This is a genomic window from Afipia clevelandensis ATCC 49720, from assembly GCF_000336555.1.
Lineage (GTDB): Bacteria > Pseudomonadota > Alphaproteobacteria > Rhizobiales > Xanthobacteraceae > Afipia > Afipia clevelandensis.
The window spans coordinates 1,661,537-1,676,783 of the sequence record NZ_KB375281.1; the positions used below are offsets into that span (position 1 = coordinate 1,661,537).

Genomic DNA, 15,247 nt, shown 5'->3' on the forward strand with positions numbered 1-15,247 from the left:
GACTGACTGGTCAGTCATATTCAAGTGAAAACTGGATCCTCTATCCCTGATTGATACAAGACATTGATATAATTAGCGAGTTTCTACGAAGGGCGACCTTCCCGGCACGATCAGCCGCGGGCGTCGCAGGCCCAGGCGCGGATCACACATTCCTTGCCGCCGAAGGCGTAGCATTTCTTCATTGCCTCGTTGAGCGCGCTGGAAATGCGCGGAGCCACGGCATAGCCGTGCGCGCCGCAAGGTTTGGTCATGTCGAGCGAGAGCGCGACACAGGCGCGCTTCATCGTGACGGCGGAGCATTCGCCTTTGCACTGCTTGAGCGCGGCGACCCGCGCGCTTTGCTCGGCAGGATAGTCGAAGGCCTGTCCGTAAGCCCCGCACTTGCCGATCGCGAGCGCGCCGGCTGCGTCAGCCGGAACGGCGAAATGGGTGGCAAAAGTTGAAACCAAAGCAACAATGAAAAACGCGCGAAGGCGCGCGACGGTACCGTTCGACAAAATCCCCTCCCCCGAGGTCACTCAATGACACTCTAGGGGCCGGGGCGTTTCAACTTGGTGAACAAACCGGAAAGACGACGACGCCTGAACGATCAGGCGCGGCGCGCATCGGCGAGCATTTCAGGCGTGTCGATATCCAGAAAAGCGCTTTTGCCCTCGACTTCGACCTCCGCAACCGCTTCAGCGTGCTGCGCGATCAGATGCCGCGCGCCGATATCACCGTCGAGTGTCATCAGTTCGGGGAAAAATCTGCGCGACCACAACACCGGATTACCGCGCCGACCGCCCGCGACCGGCACCACGATCAGCGAGCCGCGATCCGGCGCAAAAGCCTCCACCAGCCGGTCAATCAATCTGGCGTCGATCAGCGGCATGTCGCCCAGACACACCACTGCGCCATCGGCGCTTTCAGGCACTGCGCTCACACCCGCTTTCACGGAGGTCGCAAGGCCCTCGGCAAAATCCGGATTGCTCACGAATGTCACGTTGAGACCTTTCAGCGCAGCTTCGACATCGCCGGACTGATGGCCGGTGACGACGATCACCGGCGAGGCTCTTGATGCCAGTGCCTGCTCGGCGACGATCCGCACCAGCGTCTTGCCGTTCAGTTCGGCCAGCAGTTTGTTCGGCCCACCCATGCGGGTCGAACGGCCAGCGGCCAGAACAATCGCCGCGACATTCCTGTTGCCATCCAACTCGATCGGCACACGCGGCTGCGGGCGTGTCACGATCTCCATCAGGAGACCACCGACTCCCATGCCGGTCACATCTGCGCGGGTCACCGGAAGCCTGGCCAGGAGGCGCATCAGAATCCAGTCGAACCCGTTTTCTTTCGGCGAACGCGCGCAGCCGGGCGCGCCGAGAACAGGCCGGTTGTTGACATTGCCGATCAGCATGAGATTTCCGGGATCGACCGGCATGCCGAAATGTTCGACTGCGCCGCCGATACGTTCGATCGCAGCGGGGATCACGTCACGCCGGTCAGCGATCGCGGACGCACCGAATACCAGCACAAGTTCGGCGCCGAGGCCGAGCAATTCGTCAATGGCCGGAGCCAGCGCAGCTTCATCATGAGGAACGCGCCGCTCGGCAATGATGCGAGCGCCCGCCGGTGCGAGGCGCTCTTCGGTCACACGCAACGTCTTGTCGATCACTTTCGGCGCAAGCCCGGGAAGCATGGTGGAGACAACACCGACGCGCTTGATTGTGAACGGGGCAACCCGCATCCTCCCGGCGCTGGCCGCCACCACGGCCGCGTCCCGCAACTTTGCTTCCACACCAAAAGGAATGATCTTGACGGTTGCGATCATTTCTCCGGCAACAACCGGCTTGAATGCCGCGAGCGTTGCAAATGTAATGGCCTCATCGACGCGGTTGATGCGATCGACGGCCTCGCGATCCACGACCAGCACGCCTGCTTCCGCAGCAAACAAATTTGCGCGGCCGGTAAAGGCTCGCTCGACACTGACCCCCTCGCCCGCCACCGCAGCGGCGATGCTGGCGGCCGCTTCGTCTTCTGACACATCGCCCTTATCGAGGCGCGCGACCACGATTTCCTTTACACCCGACCGTTTCAACGCGGCGATTTCATCCGCCCCGATCACGGTGCCTTTCTTGAGAACCAGCGATCCCTGACGGATCGCGTGAACCGTGACGCCGCCAAGGGCATCGTCGGGTTTAACAGGACCGAACTTCATGCCGCCGACTTCGTCTTGAGAGGCGTATCGGCGGGAAGCCGCAGCCTTGCGGTGATCTCGGCCATGATTGCCACCGCGATTTCCGACGGCGAGACCGCGCCGATGTTGAGGCCGATGGGCGCATGAATGCGCGCAAGCGCGGCGTCGCTCGCGCCCTGCGCCTTCAGCCGGTCGAGACGCTTGGCATGCGTTTTCCGCGAACCCAACGCGCCGATGTAGAAACAATCGCGCTCCAGCGCATGCAGCAGCGCCGGATCGTCGATCTTCGGATCATGGGTGAGCGCCACAAAGGCGGTATAGCGGTCGATGTTCAATGGTGGCAGCGCGACGTCCGGCCAGTCCGCGAACAGCGGCACATCCGGAAAGCGCTCAGGCGATGCGAAGGCCGTGCGCGGATCGACCACATAGACATCGTAATCCAGCGATTGCGCCAGCGGCGCGAGCGCTTGGCTGATATGGACCGCACCGATGATGACAAGCCGCGCGGTGGGCGCATAGACATTCAGAAACAGCTTCTTGCCGTCGCTCTCGATCATGCCGCTCTTGCCCATGCGCAGATGCCTGTCGAGATCGTCGCGCAGCGGATCGGCGGCGATGTCCGCCGCCTTGATCAGGCGCTGATCGCCGGTAACAACATCCGTCACTACAATCACGGCGCGGCGCGCCGCGCGCTCGGCGTTCAGTTCAGCCAGCGTGTCCTGTTTCAAGAGTTGCCCACCTTTTCCACGAACACCCGGATGGTGCCGCCGCAGGACAGCCCGACATTCCAGGCGGTCTCATCGGCGACGCCGAACTCCAGCAGCTTCGGCTGGCCGCTTGCGATGACGTCCAGCGCCTCGGTGACCACCGCGCCCTCGACGCATCCGCCTGAGACAGAGCCAAGAAAAGTGCCGTCGTCATTGATGACAAGACTGGAGCCTGCGGGGCGCGGCGCCGAGCCCCAGGTCTCGACCACAGTGGCCAGCGCGACGCCGTGACCGGACTTCATCCAGGTCTCGGCGGCCTTCAGAATGTCTTCGTCGCGGTTGAGCATGGTGCGATCCTCAAGCTGCGGAGCGGGTTTCGATGCGGCGGGGCGGCTGGTCCGAGGACAGCGCCGAAATCAGCCCTTCCATGGACTTCAAGTTATGCACGGGACGGAATTCATCAACATGGGGCAGCATCATTTTGATGCCCTGTGCCTTGGCCTCGAAGCCGTCAAATCGCAGCAACGGGTTCAGCCAGATCAGGCGGCGGCAGGACCGATGCAGCCGGTCCATCTCGAATTCCAGCCGGGAATCCGCTTCGCGCTCGAGGCCGTCCGAGATCAACAGCACGGTCGCGCCCTGCCCGAGCACCCGGCGGCCCCATAGATTGTTGAAGTTATGCAGCGAGGTCGCAATGCGCGTGCCTCCCGCCCAATCCTCCACGCTGTTCGAGCAGGCCGCAAGCGCCTCGTCCGGATCGCGCGCGCGCAAGGCCCGCGTCACATTGGTCAGGCGGGTGCCGAATAAAAACACTGATACGCGCTTGCGCGCGTCGGTGATGGCATGAAGGAATTGCAGGAACAGCCGCGTGTAATCCGTCATCGAGCCGGAAATATCGAGGAGCGCCACGATCGGCGCAGGCTTGTCGATGCGCCCGAGCTTATGGAATTTGACGATCTCTCCGCCGGTCCGCAGGCTGCCGCGCAGCGTGCGCCGCAGGTCGAGGCGTGTCCCTCTTGCGTCGGGCTTGAAACGCCGTGTCCGCAATTCGGCCTGCGGAAGTTTCATATTGGCGATGGCGCGCGTCACCTCGGCGATTTCAGCCGCGCTCATTTGCGCAAAGTCCTTGCGCTGAAGCACCTCACGGTCGGACACCGAGAGCTGAACGTCCTTCTCCTCGATCTCGGGCCCTTCGATATTGCGGCTCTGCGAGAATGCCTCCTGCACACGGCGCGACGCGGGCGGCGGCGGCTTCTGCGCCTCGGGCGGGAGCGGCACGGAGTCGAGCATGCTTTCCATGCCCTCGGCGCGGCGGAAGAACAGATCGAACGCCTGCGCGAAAATCAGCGCATGCTCATGACGTTTGACGAAAATGGATTCGAGCGTGGTGAACAGATCGGCGCGGTTGCCGATGTCGATCAGTTGCATCGCCCTCAAGGCGTCGATCACCGCGCCCGGCCCGATTGGCAACCCGGCCACGCGCAGCGCGCGGGCAAAGCCGATGACATTGTCCGCGATCAGTCCGGTCGCTGGTGTGATGTCATTGGTCATGACACTGTCCGGATTGCGTTCAGGCCGCCGGGTCCTTGACGGCTTCCTTGATGACCTTGTCGAGCGCCGGACCCTGCATGCGTCCGATATCGTCCTGATATTTGAGCAATGCGCCGAGCGTATCGCCCACCACCTGCGGGGTCAGCGAGCGCGCATCGAGTTCGGTCAGCGCGGTGGCCCAGTCGATCGTCTCCGCGACGCCCGGCACCTTGAACAGATCCTGCTCGCGCAGCGCCTGCACGAAACCGACCACCTGCTGCGACAGCTTCGCGCCGATGTTCGGCACCCGCGACTTGACGATGGCCAGTTCGCGCTCGGCGGACGGATAATCGACCCAGTGATACAGACAGCGCCGCTTGAGCGCGTCGTGGATCTCGCGGGTGCGGTTCGAGGTGACGATCACGATTGGCGCTTGCGGCGCTTTCACCGTGCCGAATTCGGGGATTGTCACCTGAAAATCGCTGAGGATTTCGAGCAGATAGGCCTCGAAGGCTTCATCGGCACGGTCGAGTTCGTCGATCAGCAACACCGGGGGACCTGCGACATCCGGCTCCAGCGCCTGCAGCAGCGGACGCTTGATCAGATACTTTTCCGCGAACACGTCGGCGGACAGTTGCTCGCGGTCGGTTTCGCCGCTGGCTTCCGCCAGACGGATGGCGATCATCTGCGCCGCGCTGTTCCACTCGTAAACGGCGGACGCAACATCGAGACCTTCATAGCACTGCAGACGGATCAGCTTGCGCCCGAGCGCGGCGCTCAGAACCTTGGCGATCTCGGTCTTGCCGACACCCGCCTCGCCTTCGAGAAACAGCGGGCGGCCCATCCGCAGCGACAGATAGACGACTGTCGCGAGCGAACGCTCCGCCAGATAGCCACGGCTGGTGAGCAGATCGAGCGTTGCATCGACGGACGCCGGAATCTTGCTCATGAGGTGATGAACTCCAGTCGCGTTACTTTGCCGTGGCGGCGTCAACGGCCCGGCGCGCAAGCACGCCGATCAGATGCGCACGATACTCCGCGCTGCCGTGAATGTCGCTGTTGAGACCGTCGGCGGCAACCGTCAGCCCGTCGAGCGATTTGGCCGAGAACCGCTTCTTCAGCGCTTCCTCGAATTCGGTGACACGGAACACGCCATCTCCGCCTGCGCCGGTGACCGCCACGCGGACATCCGACGGACGCCGCGCAACGAACACGCCGACCAGCGCATAACGCGAGGCCTGATTGCGGAATTTCTGATACGCGGCCTTCTTCGGCAGCGGAAACATCACGCGGGTGATGATCTCGTCCGGCTCGAGCGCAGTGGTGAACAGACCCTGGAAGAATTCTTCCGGCTTGAGCTTGCGCTTGTTGGTGACGATGGTGGCGCCGAGCGCCATCACGGCTGCCGGATAATCCGCCGTCGGATCGTTATTGGCGAGGGAGCCGCCGATGGTGCCCTTGTGGCGCACGGCAGGATCGCCGATCAGACCCGCAAGCTCCGCCAACGCCGGGATCGCTTCGCCGACGATAGCCGAGTTCGCAACTTCGTAATGTGTCGCGGTCGCGCCGATCACAAGGCTGCGGCCCTTCATTTCGATGGTGTTGAGGCCTTCGATATGGCTGAGATCGACCAGATGCGGCGGGCTGGCGAGCCGCTGCTTCATCACCGGCACCAGCGTGTGACCGCCGGCGATCAGCTTGGCGTCTTCGTTCTTGACCAGAAGATTGGCGGCCTGCCGCACAGTCCCCGGACGATAATATTTGAAGTCGTACATGAGATGTCCTTCGGGAGCGCCAGGTTACGCGAGATCGGATTTGGCCATCGCTTTGGCGCCGGCCGCAATCGACAGCACGATATTCTGGTAACCGGTGCAGCGGCACAGATTGCCTTCCAGCTCTTCGCGAATGACTTCGTCGCTGAGGTCATGCCCCTTGCGATGGACGAGGTCGACCGCGGTCATGATCATGCCCGGCGTGCAGAAGCCGCACTGCAATCCATGATGTTCGCGGAACGCTTCCTGCATCGGATGCAGCGGTGCGCCATCCGCAGCCAGGCCCTCGATGGTTGTCACATTGTGACCGTCCGCCATCACGGCCAGCGTGGTGCAGGACTTCACCGCCTTGCCATCGAGATGCACGACACAGGCCCCGCACTGGGATGTGTCGCAACCCACGTGGGTCCCGGTCAGATGAAGATGCTCGCGCAGGAACTGGACGAGGAGCGTACGCGAATCGACTTTTCCTGTCACAGGATTACCGTTCACGATCAGTGAGATCTTGGCCATCAAAACTCTCTTGGTTTCGGCTTGGCGCGACGTGAAACCGCGTTCCGGTACACGGAAGGCGCGGCGCAGAACGCGATTTAAAATGGTTCCAAATTCATAATATGGTCCAATGCGGCAATGGGCAACCTCGCCACACCCTGCTTTCGGACAAGAAGGCTTGATTTGCGCGGGACGCTGATATGCCCAAACGGCCTCAGGCCGTTTTCACCGCGTCGGCGAATTTCGCGAAAAACTCGTCGGCCAGCTTCTTTGCCGCGCCATTGATGAGCCGCTGGCCGAGCTGCGCCAGCTTGCCGCCGATCTGGGCTTCCACATTATAACTCAGCAACGTGCCGCCATCCTTCTCAGCCAGCGCCACGGTCGCTCCGCCCTTGGCGAATCCGGCGACACCGCCCTCGCCTTCGCCGGAAATCCTGTAGCTGTTTGGCGGATCGAAATCGCTCAGGGTGACCTTGCCCTTGAAGCGCGCGGACACCGGCCCGACCTTCATCTTGGCGACCGCCTCAAACTGATTCTCGCCGGCGACATTCAACTCCTCGCAGCCCGGAATGCAGGACTTGAGGACCGCCGGATCGTTGAGCTTCGCCCAGACCACCTCGCGCGAAGCAGGAAGCTGCACCTCACCCGTCATCGTCATTGCCATGTGCATGCCTCCTTCAACCGGTACCGACAGTTCAATTAGGATACAGCGATCGCAAAGGAAAGGGTATCGTGCGGAAGGGAGCGTTGCAAAATCATCGGGCTGCAAGCGTTTGTCGTGTTGCAGTGCTTTCAGTCACAGGTATCGCGCTATTGGCAGGCGCCGGAGCCTTGGATAGGGTCCGCGCATCATGAGTTCGTCCCTGCCGCCCCTGCTCGCGCCGCTGCTGTCGAGCGCCGCCATGCGCACCGTGTGCGATGACGAGGTGTATCTGCAGCATATGCTGGATTTCGAGCACGCCCTTGCGCGCGCGGAAGCCGGTGTCGGCATCATACCCGCCAGCGCCGTGGTCAGCATCGCGAAGGCCTGCCACGCGGAAGGATTCGACCGCGCGGCGCTGGCCGAAGCCGCGGTTCAGTCCGGAAATCTTGCGATCCCGCTGGTAAAAATGCTGACCGCGAAAGTCGCCGCCACCGATCCCGCCGGCGCACGCTATGTCCATTGGGGCGCGACCAGCCAGGATGTGATCGACACCGCGACCATGCTTGGCCTGCGCGCCGCGATCAACGCCCTGCTGACGGACCTCGATCGCGCCATCGCCGGCTTCACCAAGCTGGCGATTGAGCATCGCGACACGGCGGTGGTGGCGCGCACCTGGCTGCAGCACGCCCTGCCGATGCCTTTCGGATTGAAGCTGGCGGAATATGCCGCCGCGCTCGGTCGCTCGCGCGAACGCCTCAAGCGATTGCGCAGCGAAACGCTGGCGCTGCAATTCGGCGGTGCCGCCGGAACGCTCGCGGCCCTCGGCGACAAGGGCCTCAAGGTCGCCGAACAGCTTGCACAGGAGCTGTCGCTCCCGTTGCCCGATGCGCCCTGGCACACCCATCGCGACCGGATTGCGGATGTCGCCTCAAGTCTCGCCATTCTCACAGGCACCTGCGGCAAGATCGCCCGCGATGTGTCGCTGATGATGCAGACCGATGTCGGCGAAGCCTTCGAGCCCGCGGGCGAAGGCCGCGGCGGCTCATCGACCATGCCGCACAAGCGCAATCCCGTGGCCGCGGCACGCGCGCTGGCCGCGGCGACCATGGCGCCCAATCTCGCGGCGACGATCATGGCGGCGCAGGTGCAGGATCATGAGCGCAGCGCTGGGCCATGGCACGCCGAATGGCCGACGCTGCCGACCCTTCAGCTGGTGACGTCCGGCGCGCTCGCCGCCATCGCCGAGATCGCCGAAGGCCTTGAGGTCGATGTGGCGCGCATGCGCGCCAATCTCGACATGACGCAGGGCCTGGTCATGGCGGAAGCCGTCTCCATGGCGCTGGCGGAAAAGGTCGGCAAAAGCGAAGCCCATCATCTTGTCGAGACCGCAAGCCGCAGGGCCATTGAGAGCAAGCTCCATCTACGCAACGTCCTTGCTGAAGACACGCGCGTCACGGCTCACATTTCGGCAGATGAACTGGAAGCGCTGTTCAACCCGATGGCCTATCAGGGCGTCGCACAAACACTGATCGATCGCCTGCTGGCGCCGCTCGGCGGCGCGCAAGAACTTACGGAGAAATAACATGCCGATGATCGACGCCGACGGGTGCCTGCTGAATGTTTCTGTCGAAGGGCGCGACGGCGGGCCGACGATCATGCTGTCGAACTCGCTCGGCGCGACCATGCAGATGTGGGAGCCGCAGATGGCGGCACTCACGAAACTCTATCGCGTGGTACGTTACGACCGGCGGGGTCATGGCAAATCCGGCGTGCCCAAGGGCCCGTATTCGATGGAGCGTTTCGGCAAGGACGTGCTGGCGATTCTCGATGACCTGAACATCGAGAAGATTCACTGGTGCGGTTTGTCCATGGGCGGCATGGTCGGCCAGTGGCTCGGCGCCAATGCACCCGAACGTATCGAGAAGCTCATCCTCGCCAACACATCCTGCTACTATCCCGACCCGACGAACTGGCTGAACCGCATTAAGGCGGTGAAAGAAAGTGGCATCGCTTCCATTGCCGACGCCGTGATCGCGGCATGGCTCACGGCCGATTTCCGCGAACGCGAGCCGCAGATCACCCAGCGCATGAAGGCGATGCTGGTCGCATCCCCCGTGGAAGGCTACATCGCCTGTTGCGAAGCCTTGAGCACACTCGACCAGCGAGATCTGCTACCGCGCATCAAGGCGCCGACGCTGGTCATTGCAGGACGCCATGACATCTCTACACCGGTTGAAGCCAGCGTCTTCATCCGCAGCCACATTCCGAATGCGAGCATGACGCTGCTCGATGCGGCCCACATTTCAAATGTGGAGCAGTCCCACAACTTCACCGAAGCCGTGGTCGGCTTCCTCACCCAACGCTGAGACCGCTCATGGATGACGATCAACACCGAGACCAAGGTACCGCGCAACGGCGCAAGGTTCTCGGCAATGCCTGGGTCGACAAGTCCGCCGCCAGCAGGACGCCATTCAATGCGGACTTTCTCGATCTCATCACGCGCTATGCGTGGGGCGAAATCTGGACGCGCCCGCACTTCGATGAGCGCACGCGCCGCGTCCTCGTCATCGGCACGATGATGGCGCTCGGGCAATGGGATGAATTCCGCCTTCATGTCCGCGCGGCCCTGAGCGAAGGCGGTTTCACGCCGGACGACATCAGGGAAATCCTGCTGCAGCAGGCGATCTATTGCGGTGTCCCTGCCGCCAATCACGCGGTCAAGGAAGCCGCGAACGTGATTCAGGAATTGGGGCTGCCCGACAGCAAGCCGTGATGCGGAACGGCGGTGTCCGCCGCCGCCTCCTTCCGTTCAGCGGCGGGATCGGTGTCGATGATCAGCAGGATCGCGGCACCGATCAGGAGCAATGCCTCGCTGGCGTGAAGCCGCAGCACCGCCATTTCCCCGACCTTCGACGCTGCGATCAGGCACGCCATGCTGATGAATGCGCCGAGCCCGAGCGCGAAAGCCAGCGCTTCATCTGCGCCGCCCTTGTTGCGGATCGCTGCGCGAACAGCCAGCACCAGAAAAACCAGAAAGAACGCCGCCACGATCACCTTGGACAGCGCGAGCAACCACGCAACGCGTATCGTCCCCATCGACGAGAGCGTGGTGAAATCGCTGACATACAGCGCGGTGGCGATATTGGTCCGGTCATAAAAGCCGCGGATCGGCGAAATCCAGATTTTCATCGCCGAGATGCTCCATGACGGGATGAAATAGCTCGCCAGAAGCACGCCATTGAACGTGCTGATCCGCCAATCCTTCGACATGCCGAGCCTGCCCCTGCTTTGCGCCAAAGCCGCAGCCTTTCGGGCGCAGCGGTGATGATCGGCGGAGCTAACGCCGCTCAAAGGCGGCCAGCAATTTAAACCCTTTTTTAACCTTAACGGCGCGCCTGCCCTGTGGACAAGGCATCGCCGGCGCACCGGGGATTCTGCCTCCCGGCCAGCCGGGCTCGCGGCCTGGAGCCGCGCTCTTCCGGATTCAAAGGAACCGGGGGTTCCGATGTCGGCCCTTCGCGGCGTCGCAAACGTCGTGGAAGATTGCCCACGCCCCCTCCGGGTACGGTTGCCGCGCTCAAGTCCCACTGTTAGAAAATGGGACGACGCGACGATCCGGCTGCCGGAGCCTTCGACGTGTCACCCGTTTTGCTCGAACACGGCAGCCCATGGATTATTTCGCCCAGCAGCTCATCAACGGATTGGTGCTCGGCTCGATCTATGGCCTGATCGCGATCGGTTACACGATGGTCTACGGGATCGTGGGCATGATCAATTTCGCCCATGGCGACATTTTCATGATCGGCGGCTTTATCGCCCTCATCACCTTTCTGATACTTGTCTCCATCGGGCTGACCACCGTCCCGGTCATCCTGCTGCTGGTGCTGCTGGTCGCCATGGCGGTCACCGCGCTGTACGGCTGGACCGTCGAGCGGATCGCCTACCGTCCGCTGCGGCAGTCGTTTCGTCTGGCCCCCATGCTGTCCGCCATCGGCATGTCGTTCGTTCTGACCAACTACGCGCAGGTCTCGCAGGGCGCGCGCGTCAAGCCGGTGCCGCCCGTCGTGACCGGCGGACACACGCTGTTCGAGCGCGATGGCTTCGTGGTTCAGCTCTCCAACATCCAGATCATCGTGGTCGTCACCACCGTCGTCCTGCTCGCGATCTTCTCGTGGCTGGTGGCGCGCACCCGGCTCGGCCGTGACATGCGCGCCTGCGAGCAGGATCAGACCATGGCCGCGCTGCTCGGCGTCGATGTCGACCGCACCATCTCGATGACCTTTGTCATCGGCGCTGCGCTCGCTGCCGTCGCGGGCATGATGTATCTGCTCTATTACGGCGTGGTCGATTTCTTCATGGGCTTCGTCGCCGGCATCAAGGCGTTCACTGCCGCCGTCCTTGGCGGCATCGGCTCCCTTCCCGGCGCGATGCTCGGAGGTCTGCTGATCGGCCTGATCGAAACCTTCTGGGCTGCCTACTTCACGTCCGAATACAAGGACGTCGCCGCCTTCTCGATTCTGATCGTTGTCCTCATCTTCCTTCCGACCGGCCTGCTCGGCCGTCCGGAAGTCGAAAAAGTCTGAGAGGCACCGTGGCGCGCGCAACCGATCCCGCCATTCGCGCGCCAAAAGCCGCCGCGGCTCCGCACGGCATGGCCTTCATTCTGAAAAAATCCCTCATCAGCGCCCTTGTGGCGCTGGTTCTGTTTTCGCTGATGATTGGCGTGAGAACCGAAGCAGGCCCGGAAGGCCAGTTGATCTACTGGACGCGGTTCGGCGACCTTGCCGCGATTGTCGCGGCGGTGTTCTTCGGCAGCATCGTTGTCGAACTACTGAGGCAATGGATCGGCCCCACCAGGAGCGTGTCGCTCGTTCCAGAAAGCGCCCGCGCCACGCTCGGAAACCTTGGCCGCTTTATCGCGCCGGCGCTTCTCGTGTTCGCGCTGCTGGTGCCGGTGATGTTTTACAATCAACGCTACATTCTCGATCTCGGCATCCTCGTCCTGACCTATGTCATGCTGGGCTGGGGCCTGAACATCGTGGTCGGTCTCGCCGGTCTGCTCGATCTCGGTTATGTCGCGTTCTACGCTGTCGGCGCCTATTCCTATGCGCTGCTGTCGACCACCTTCGATCTGTCGTTCTGGGTCTGCCTCCCGCTCGCCGGCATCCTCGCCGCCTTCTGGGGCGTGCTGCTCGGCTTCCCCGTGCTGCGCCTGCGCGGTGACTATCTCGCCATTGTCACGCTGGCGTTCGGTGAAATCATCCGCCTTGTTCTGCTCAACTGGCAGAACATCACCGGCGGCCCCAACGGCATCACCGGCATTCCCCGCCCGTCGTTCTTCGGCATTCCGCTGACCAACACCGATGACGGACTTGCCGCCCGGCTCGGAATCGAGTTCTCGACCACACATCGCGTGGTCTTCCTGTTTTATCTGATCCTCGCACTCGCTCTGTTGACCAACTGGGTCACCATCCGCCTGCGCCGCCTGCCCATCGGCCGCGCATGGGAAGCGCTGCGCGAAGACGAAGTCGCGTGCCGCTCGCTCGGCATCAACACCACGACGACCAAGCTGACCGCATTCGCCACCGGCGCGATGTTCGGCGGCTTCGCCGGCGCGTTCTTCGCCACGCGGCAAGGCTTCATCAGCCCGGAATCCTTCACCTTCCACGAGTCCGCGCTGGTGCTGGCCATTGTCGTGCTCGGCGGCATGGGCTCGCAACTCGGCGTTGCGCTTGCCGCGCTCACCATGATCGGCGGCTTTGAGTTGTTTCGCGGCCTCGAACAATTCCGCATGCTGGTGTTCGGCTCGGCCATGGTGCTGCTGATGATCTGGCGGCCGCGCGGCCTGATCGGCCATCGCGCGCCTTCGGTTTATCTGGAAAAGCCCACCGAGATTTCATCCGCCATGGTCAAGGAAGGCCACGGATGAACGCGAGCACAAACGACATTCTCGCCGTCGATCATCTGTCGATGCGCTTTGGCGGCATTGTCGCCGTCAACGACCTGTCGTTCACGGCGAAGCGCGGCGACATCACCGCGCTGATCGGCCCCAACGGCGCGGGCAAGACCACGGTCTTCAACTGCATCACCGGTTTCTACAAACCGACCACCGGCATGATGCGGCTCATTCATGACGATGGCCGCGAATTCCTGCTGGAACGGCTGTTCGACTACCGCATATCCAAGGTCGCGAAGGTCGCGCGCACCTTCCAGAACATCCGGCTGTTCGCCGGCATGACTGCGCTCGAAAACCTGATGGTGGCCCAGCACAATTCGCTGATGCAGGCATCGGGCTATACGTTTCTCGGCCTGATCGGCGCGCCGGGTTTCCGGCAAGCTGAAAAAGACGCCATCGACCGCGCGCGCTACTGGCTTGATCGCATCGGCCTCACCGCCCGCGCCGATGACGCTGCGGGAAATTTGCCCTATGGCGATCAGCGCCGGCTCGAGATCGCGCGCGCGATGTGCTCCGAGCCGGTTCTGCTCTGTCTCGACGAGCCTGCCGCCGGGCTCAATGCGCGCGAGAGCGACGAACTGAGCCAGTTGCTGCGCGCGATCCGCACGGATCACAAAACGTCAGTGCTGCTGATCGAACATGACATGTCGGTGGTGATGGAAATTTCCGACTGCATCTTCGTGCTCGATCATGGCGTGAAGATCGCCGCGGGCACGCCGCAGGAGATCCGCAACGATCCGAAAGTCATCGCCGCCTATCTCGGCGCGGACGAACAGGCCGCCGCCGAGGTCATGGAGGGCGGCACATGAGCGCGCTGCTTTCCATCCGCGGCCTCGTCGCGGCCTATGGCAATATCGAAGCGCTGAAGGGCGTCGATCTCGATATCAATCCGGGCGAGATTGTCGCCCTGATCGGCTCCAACGGCGCGGGCAAGTCCACGCTGATGATGTCCGTATTCGGGCGGCCGCGCGCCCGCGCGGGCATCATCACGTTCGATGGCCGCGACATTACCGGCGAGCCGACGCATCTGGTCGCGCGGCTGCGCATCGCGCAATCTCCCGAGGGACGCCGCATTTTCCCGCGCATGACGGTCGCGGAAAATCTTCGCATGGGCGCCGACGCCGCCAGCGAAAGCACCGAGGCCGAACGCAACGAAGACCTTGAGAAGGTGTTTGCACTGTTCCCGCGCCTGAAAGAGCGGATCGCGCAGCGCGGCGGTACGCTGTCCGGCGGCGAACAGCAAATGCTGGCGATCGGCCGCGCGCTGATGAGCCGCCCGCGTCTCTTGATGCTGGACGAGCCGTCCCTCGGCCTCGCGCCACTGATTGCGCGGCAAATCTTCGACGCCGTCCGCACCCTCAACCGCCGCGATGGCCTGACGGTTCTTATTGTCGAGCAGAACGCCAATCACGCGCTGAAGCTGGCGCATCGTGGCTATGTGATGGTGAACGGGAAGATCACGCTCAGCGGAACCGGCGCGGAACTGCTGGCGCGGCCGGAAATCCGCGCGGCTTACCTAGAGGGAGGCCGCCACTGATGTCCCTTTATGAGAACGAATCCCTTTTCCAGATCCTGTTCGTAACCCTGATCCTCGGCGGCGGCTGCGCGATCATGACCGGGCGCGGCATCGCGCTGACATGGCGCAGCATGACCATGGCCGTCATCGCCATGATTCCGCTCGGCCTTGCGGTCCGTTTCATTCATTTTGCACTGTTCAACGAAACTTTGCTCCAACCGCTGACCTACATCCTTGAAACCGCCCTGTTGATCGCCGCTGCCTGCCTCTCGTTTCAGCGGACCCGGGCGCAGCAGATGGTGCGGCAGTATTACTGGCTGTATGAACCCAGCGGCCCTCTCGGCTGGCGGCTGCGGCAAGATGCGCCAGTCAAGGCCTGAGCACGGCGCAAGATTGCCGATGACTTGGCGGTAAAATCAGCCGACAATATCCGTGATTTGTTCGCCCGGCGGGCCGTC

Annotated in this window: 18 protein-coding genes; 8 read left to right on the forward strand and 10 right to left on the reverse strand. The window is 62.8% G+C overall.

Annotated elements, in window-relative coordinates:
• Positions 1 to 110 precede the first annotated feature (110 nt).
• The 9 genes from HMPREF9696_RS07810 to HMPREF9696_RS07850 all read right to left on the reverse strand — a co-directional run bounded on the left by HMPREF9696_RS07810 (position 111) and on the right by HMPREF9696_RS07850 (position 7,338).
• Positions 111 to 497 carry a DUF4189 domain-containing protein gene (locus HMPREF9696_RS07810; protein WP_002712431.1) on the reverse strand — a complete coding sequence of 129 codons (387 nt, stop codon included), beginning with the start codon at positions 495 to 497 and terminating at the stop codon, positions 111 to 113.
• A gap of 92 nt (positions 498 to 589) precedes the next feature.
• A complete protein-coding gene (locus HMPREF9696_RS07815; protein WP_002712432.1) occupies positions 590 to 2,194 on the reverse strand; it encodes an NTP transferase domain-containing protein in 1,605 nt (534 codons plus the stop codon).
• Positions 2,191 to 2,901 carry an XdhC family protein gene (locus HMPREF9696_RS07820; RefSeq protein ID WP_002712433.1) on the reverse strand — a complete coding sequence of 237 codons (711 nt, stop codon included), beginning with the start codon at positions 2,899 to 2,901 and terminating at the stop codon, positions 2,191 to 2,193. Before HMPREF9696_RS07820 ends, HMPREF9696_RS07815 begins: the two co-directional genes overlap by 4 nt.
• Entirely contained in the window at positions 2,898 to 3,227 is a 330-nt protein-coding gene (locus HMPREF9696_RS07825) for an XdhC family protein (protein ID WP_002712434.1), read from the reverse strand. Before HMPREF9696_RS07825 ends, HMPREF9696_RS07820 begins: the two co-directional genes overlap by 4 nt.
• A gap of 10 nt (positions 3,228 to 3,237) precedes the next feature.
• The gene (locus HMPREF9696_RS07830; RefSeq protein ID WP_002712435.1) at positions 3,238 to 4,431 is read right to left on the reverse strand and encodes a vWA domain-containing protein; all 1,194 of its coding nucleotides are present in this window, start codon (positions 4,429 to 4,431) and stop codon (positions 3,238 to 3,240) included.
• A gap of 19 nt (positions 4,432 to 4,450) precedes the next feature.
• Positions 4,451 to 5,359, reverse strand: a complete 909-nt coding sequence (locus HMPREF9696_RS07835) for an AAA family ATPase (protein ID WP_002712436.1) — start codon at positions 5,357 to 5,359, stop codon at positions 4,451 to 4,453.
• A 22-nt stretch (positions 5,360 to 5,381) separates the two neighbouring features.
• On the reverse strand, positions 5,382 to 6,185 hold the full coding sequence (locus HMPREF9696_RS07840; protein ID WP_002712437.1) for an FAD binding domain-containing protein: 804 nt from the start codon (positions 6,183 to 6,185) through the stop codon (positions 5,382 to 5,384).
• A 24-nt stretch (positions 6,186 to 6,209) separates the two neighbouring features.
• Positions 6,210 to 6,695, reverse strand: coding sequence for a (2Fe-2S)-binding protein (locus HMPREF9696_RS07845; RefSeq protein ID WP_002712438.1), 486 nt, complete (start codon positions 6,693 to 6,695; stop codon positions 6,210 to 6,212).
• Between the two features lie 193 nt (positions 6,696 to 6,888).
• Positions 6,889 to 7,338: an SRPBCC family protein gene (locus tag HMPREF9696_RS07850; RefSeq protein ID WP_002712439.1), complete on the reverse strand. Its 450-nt coding sequence runs from the start codon at positions 7,336 to 7,338 to the stop codon at positions 6,889 to 6,891.
• A gap of 187 nt (positions 7,339 to 7,525) precedes the next feature.
• Between HMPREF9696_RS07850 and HMPREF9696_RS07855 the strand changes: the two genes are divergently transcribed.
• Genes HMPREF9696_RS07855 through HMPREF9696_RS07865 form a run of 3 tightly spaced genes read left to right on the forward strand, consistent with a single transcriptional unit; the run spans position 7,526 to position 10,090 of the window.
• Complete coding sequence (locus tag HMPREF9696_RS07855) at positions 7,526 to 8,899, forward strand: 3-carboxy-cis,cis-muconate cycloisomerase (RefSeq protein ID WP_002712440.1); 1,374 nt, start codon at positions 7,526 to 7,528, stop codon at positions 8,897 to 8,899.
• 1 nt (position 8,900) lies between these two features.
• Positions 8,901 to 9,683 (forward strand): 3-oxoadipate enol-lactonase, encoded by a 783-nt coding sequence (gene pcaD / locus HMPREF9696_RS07860; protein WP_002712441.1) that lies wholly within the window; start codon positions 8,901 to 8,903, stop codon positions 9,681 to 9,683.
• 8 nt (positions 9,684 to 9,691) lie between these two features.
• Positions 9,692 to 10,090 carry a carboxymuconolactone decarboxylase family protein gene (locus tag HMPREF9696_RS07865; protein WP_002712442.1) on the forward strand — a complete coding sequence of 133 codons (399 nt, stop codon included), beginning with the start codon at positions 9,692 to 9,694 and terminating at the stop codon, positions 10,088 to 10,090.
• On the opposite strand, the gene HMPREF9696_RS07870 is transcribed toward HMPREF9696_RS07865, so the two are convergent.
• Positions 10,057 to 10,587: a hypothetical protein gene (locus HMPREF9696_RS07870; protein ID WP_002712443.1), complete on the reverse strand. Its 531-nt coding sequence runs from the start codon at positions 10,585 to 10,587 to the stop codon at positions 10,057 to 10,059. The two genes, HMPREF9696_RS07865 and HMPREF9696_RS07870, sit on opposite strands and share 34 nt — an antisense overlap.
• Positions 10,588 to 10,985: 398 nt before the next feature.
• Here HMPREF9696_RS07870 and HMPREF9696_RS07875 point away from each other — a divergent pair, with 398 nt between their 5' ends.
• Genes HMPREF9696_RS07875 through HMPREF9696_RS07895 form a run of 5 tightly spaced genes read left to right on the forward strand, consistent with a single transcriptional unit; the run spans position 10,986 to position 15,169 of the window.
• Positions 10,986 to 11,900: an ABC transporter permease subunit gene (locus tag HMPREF9696_RS07875; RefSeq protein WP_002712444.1), complete on the forward strand. Its 915-nt coding sequence runs from the start codon at positions 10,986 to 10,988 to the stop codon at positions 11,898 to 11,900.
• 8 nt (positions 11,901 to 11,908) lie between these two features.
• Positions 11,909 to 13,246, forward strand: coding sequence for a high-affinity branched-chain amino acid ABC transporter permease LivM (gene livM / locus HMPREF9696_RS07880; protein ID WP_002712445.1), 1,338 nt, complete (start codon positions 11,909 to 11,911; stop codon positions 13,244 to 13,246).
• On the forward strand, positions 13,243 to 14,082 hold the full coding sequence (locus HMPREF9696_RS07885) for an ABC transporter ATP-binding protein (protein ID WP_002712446.1): 840 nt from the start codon (positions 13,243 to 13,245) through the stop codon (positions 14,080 to 14,082). Before livM ends, HMPREF9696_RS07885 begins: the two co-directional genes overlap by 4 nt.
• Positions 14,079 to 14,810: an ABC transporter ATP-binding protein gene (locus tag HMPREF9696_RS07890; protein WP_002712447.1), complete on the forward strand. Its 732-nt coding sequence runs from the start codon at positions 14,079 to 14,081 to the stop codon at positions 14,808 to 14,810. The genes HMPREF9696_RS07885 and HMPREF9696_RS07890 overlap by 4 nt, the downstream gene beginning before the upstream one ends.
• On the forward strand, positions 14,810 to 15,169 hold the full coding sequence (locus tag HMPREF9696_RS07895; protein ID WP_002712448.1) for a DUF6867 family protein: 360 nt from the start codon (positions 14,810 to 14,812) through the stop codon (positions 15,167 to 15,169). The genes HMPREF9696_RS07890 and HMPREF9696_RS07895 overlap by 1 nt, the downstream gene beginning before the upstream one ends.
• Positions 15,170 to 15,247: the final 78 nt, after the last annotated feature.

Bases quoted from the DNA above. Each gene is read 5' to 3' on its own strand.
- HMPREF9696_RS07855 (WP_002712440.1), top strand. From the start codon at position 7,526: ATGAGTTCGTCCCTGCCGCCCCTGCTCGCGCCGCTGCTGTCGAGCGCC.
- HMPREF9696_RS07815 (WP_002712432.1), bottom strand. From the start codon at position 2,194: ATGAAGTTCGGTCCTGTTAAACCCGACGATGCCCTTGGCGGCGTCACG.
- HMPREF9696_RS07870 (WP_002712443.1), bottom strand. From the start codon at position 10,587: ATGTCGAAGGATTGGCGGATCAGCACGTTCAATGGCGTGCTTCTGGCG.
- HMPREF9696_RS07885 (WP_002712446.1), top strand. From the start codon at position 13,243: ATGAACGCGAGCACAAACGACATTCTCGCCGTCGATCATCTGTCGATG.
- HMPREF9696_RS07845 (WP_002712438.1), bottom strand. From the start codon at position 6,695: ATGGCCAAGATCTCACTGATCGTGAACGGTAATCCTGTGACAGGAAAA.
- HMPREF9696_RS07865 (WP_002712442.1), top strand. From the start codon at position 9,692: ATGGATGACGATCAACACCGAGACCAAGGTACCGCGCAACGGCGCAAG.
- HMPREF9696_RS07850 (WP_002712439.1), bottom strand. From the start codon at position 7,338: ATGGCAATGACGATGACGGGTGAGGTGCAGCTTCCTGCTTCGCGCGAG.
- HMPREF9696_RS07890 (WP_002712447.1), top strand. From the start codon at position 14,079: ATGAGCGCGCTGCTTTCCATCCGCGGCCTCGTCGCGGCCTATGGCAAT.
- HMPREF9696_RS07830 (WP_002712435.1), bottom strand. From the start codon at position 4,431: ATGACCAATGACATCACACCAGCGACCGGACTGATCGCGGACAATGTC.
- HMPREF9696_RS07835 (WP_002712436.1), bottom strand. From the start codon at position 5,359: ATGAGCAAGATTCCGGCGTCCGTCGATGCAACGCTCGATCTGCTCACC.
- HMPREF9696_RS07875 (WP_002712444.1), top strand. From the start codon at position 10,986: ATGGATTATTTCGCCCAGCAGCTCATCAACGGATTGGTGCTCGGCTCG.
- HMPREF9696_RS07840 (WP_002712437.1), bottom strand. From the start codon at position 6,185: ATGTACGACTTCAAATATTATCGTCCGGGGACTGTGCGGCAGGCCGCC.
- HMPREF9696_RS07895 (WP_002712448.1), top strand. From the start codon at position 14,810: ATGTCCCTTTATGAGAACGAATCCCTTTTCCAGATCCTGTTCGTAACC.
- HMPREF9696_RS07825 (WP_002712434.1), bottom strand. From the start codon at position 3,227: ATGCTCAACCGCGACGAAGACATTCTGAAGGCCGCCGAGACCTGGATG.
- pcaD (WP_002712441.1), top strand. From the start codon at position 8,901: ATGCCGATGATCGACGCCGACGGGTGCCTGCTGAATGTTTCTGTCGAA.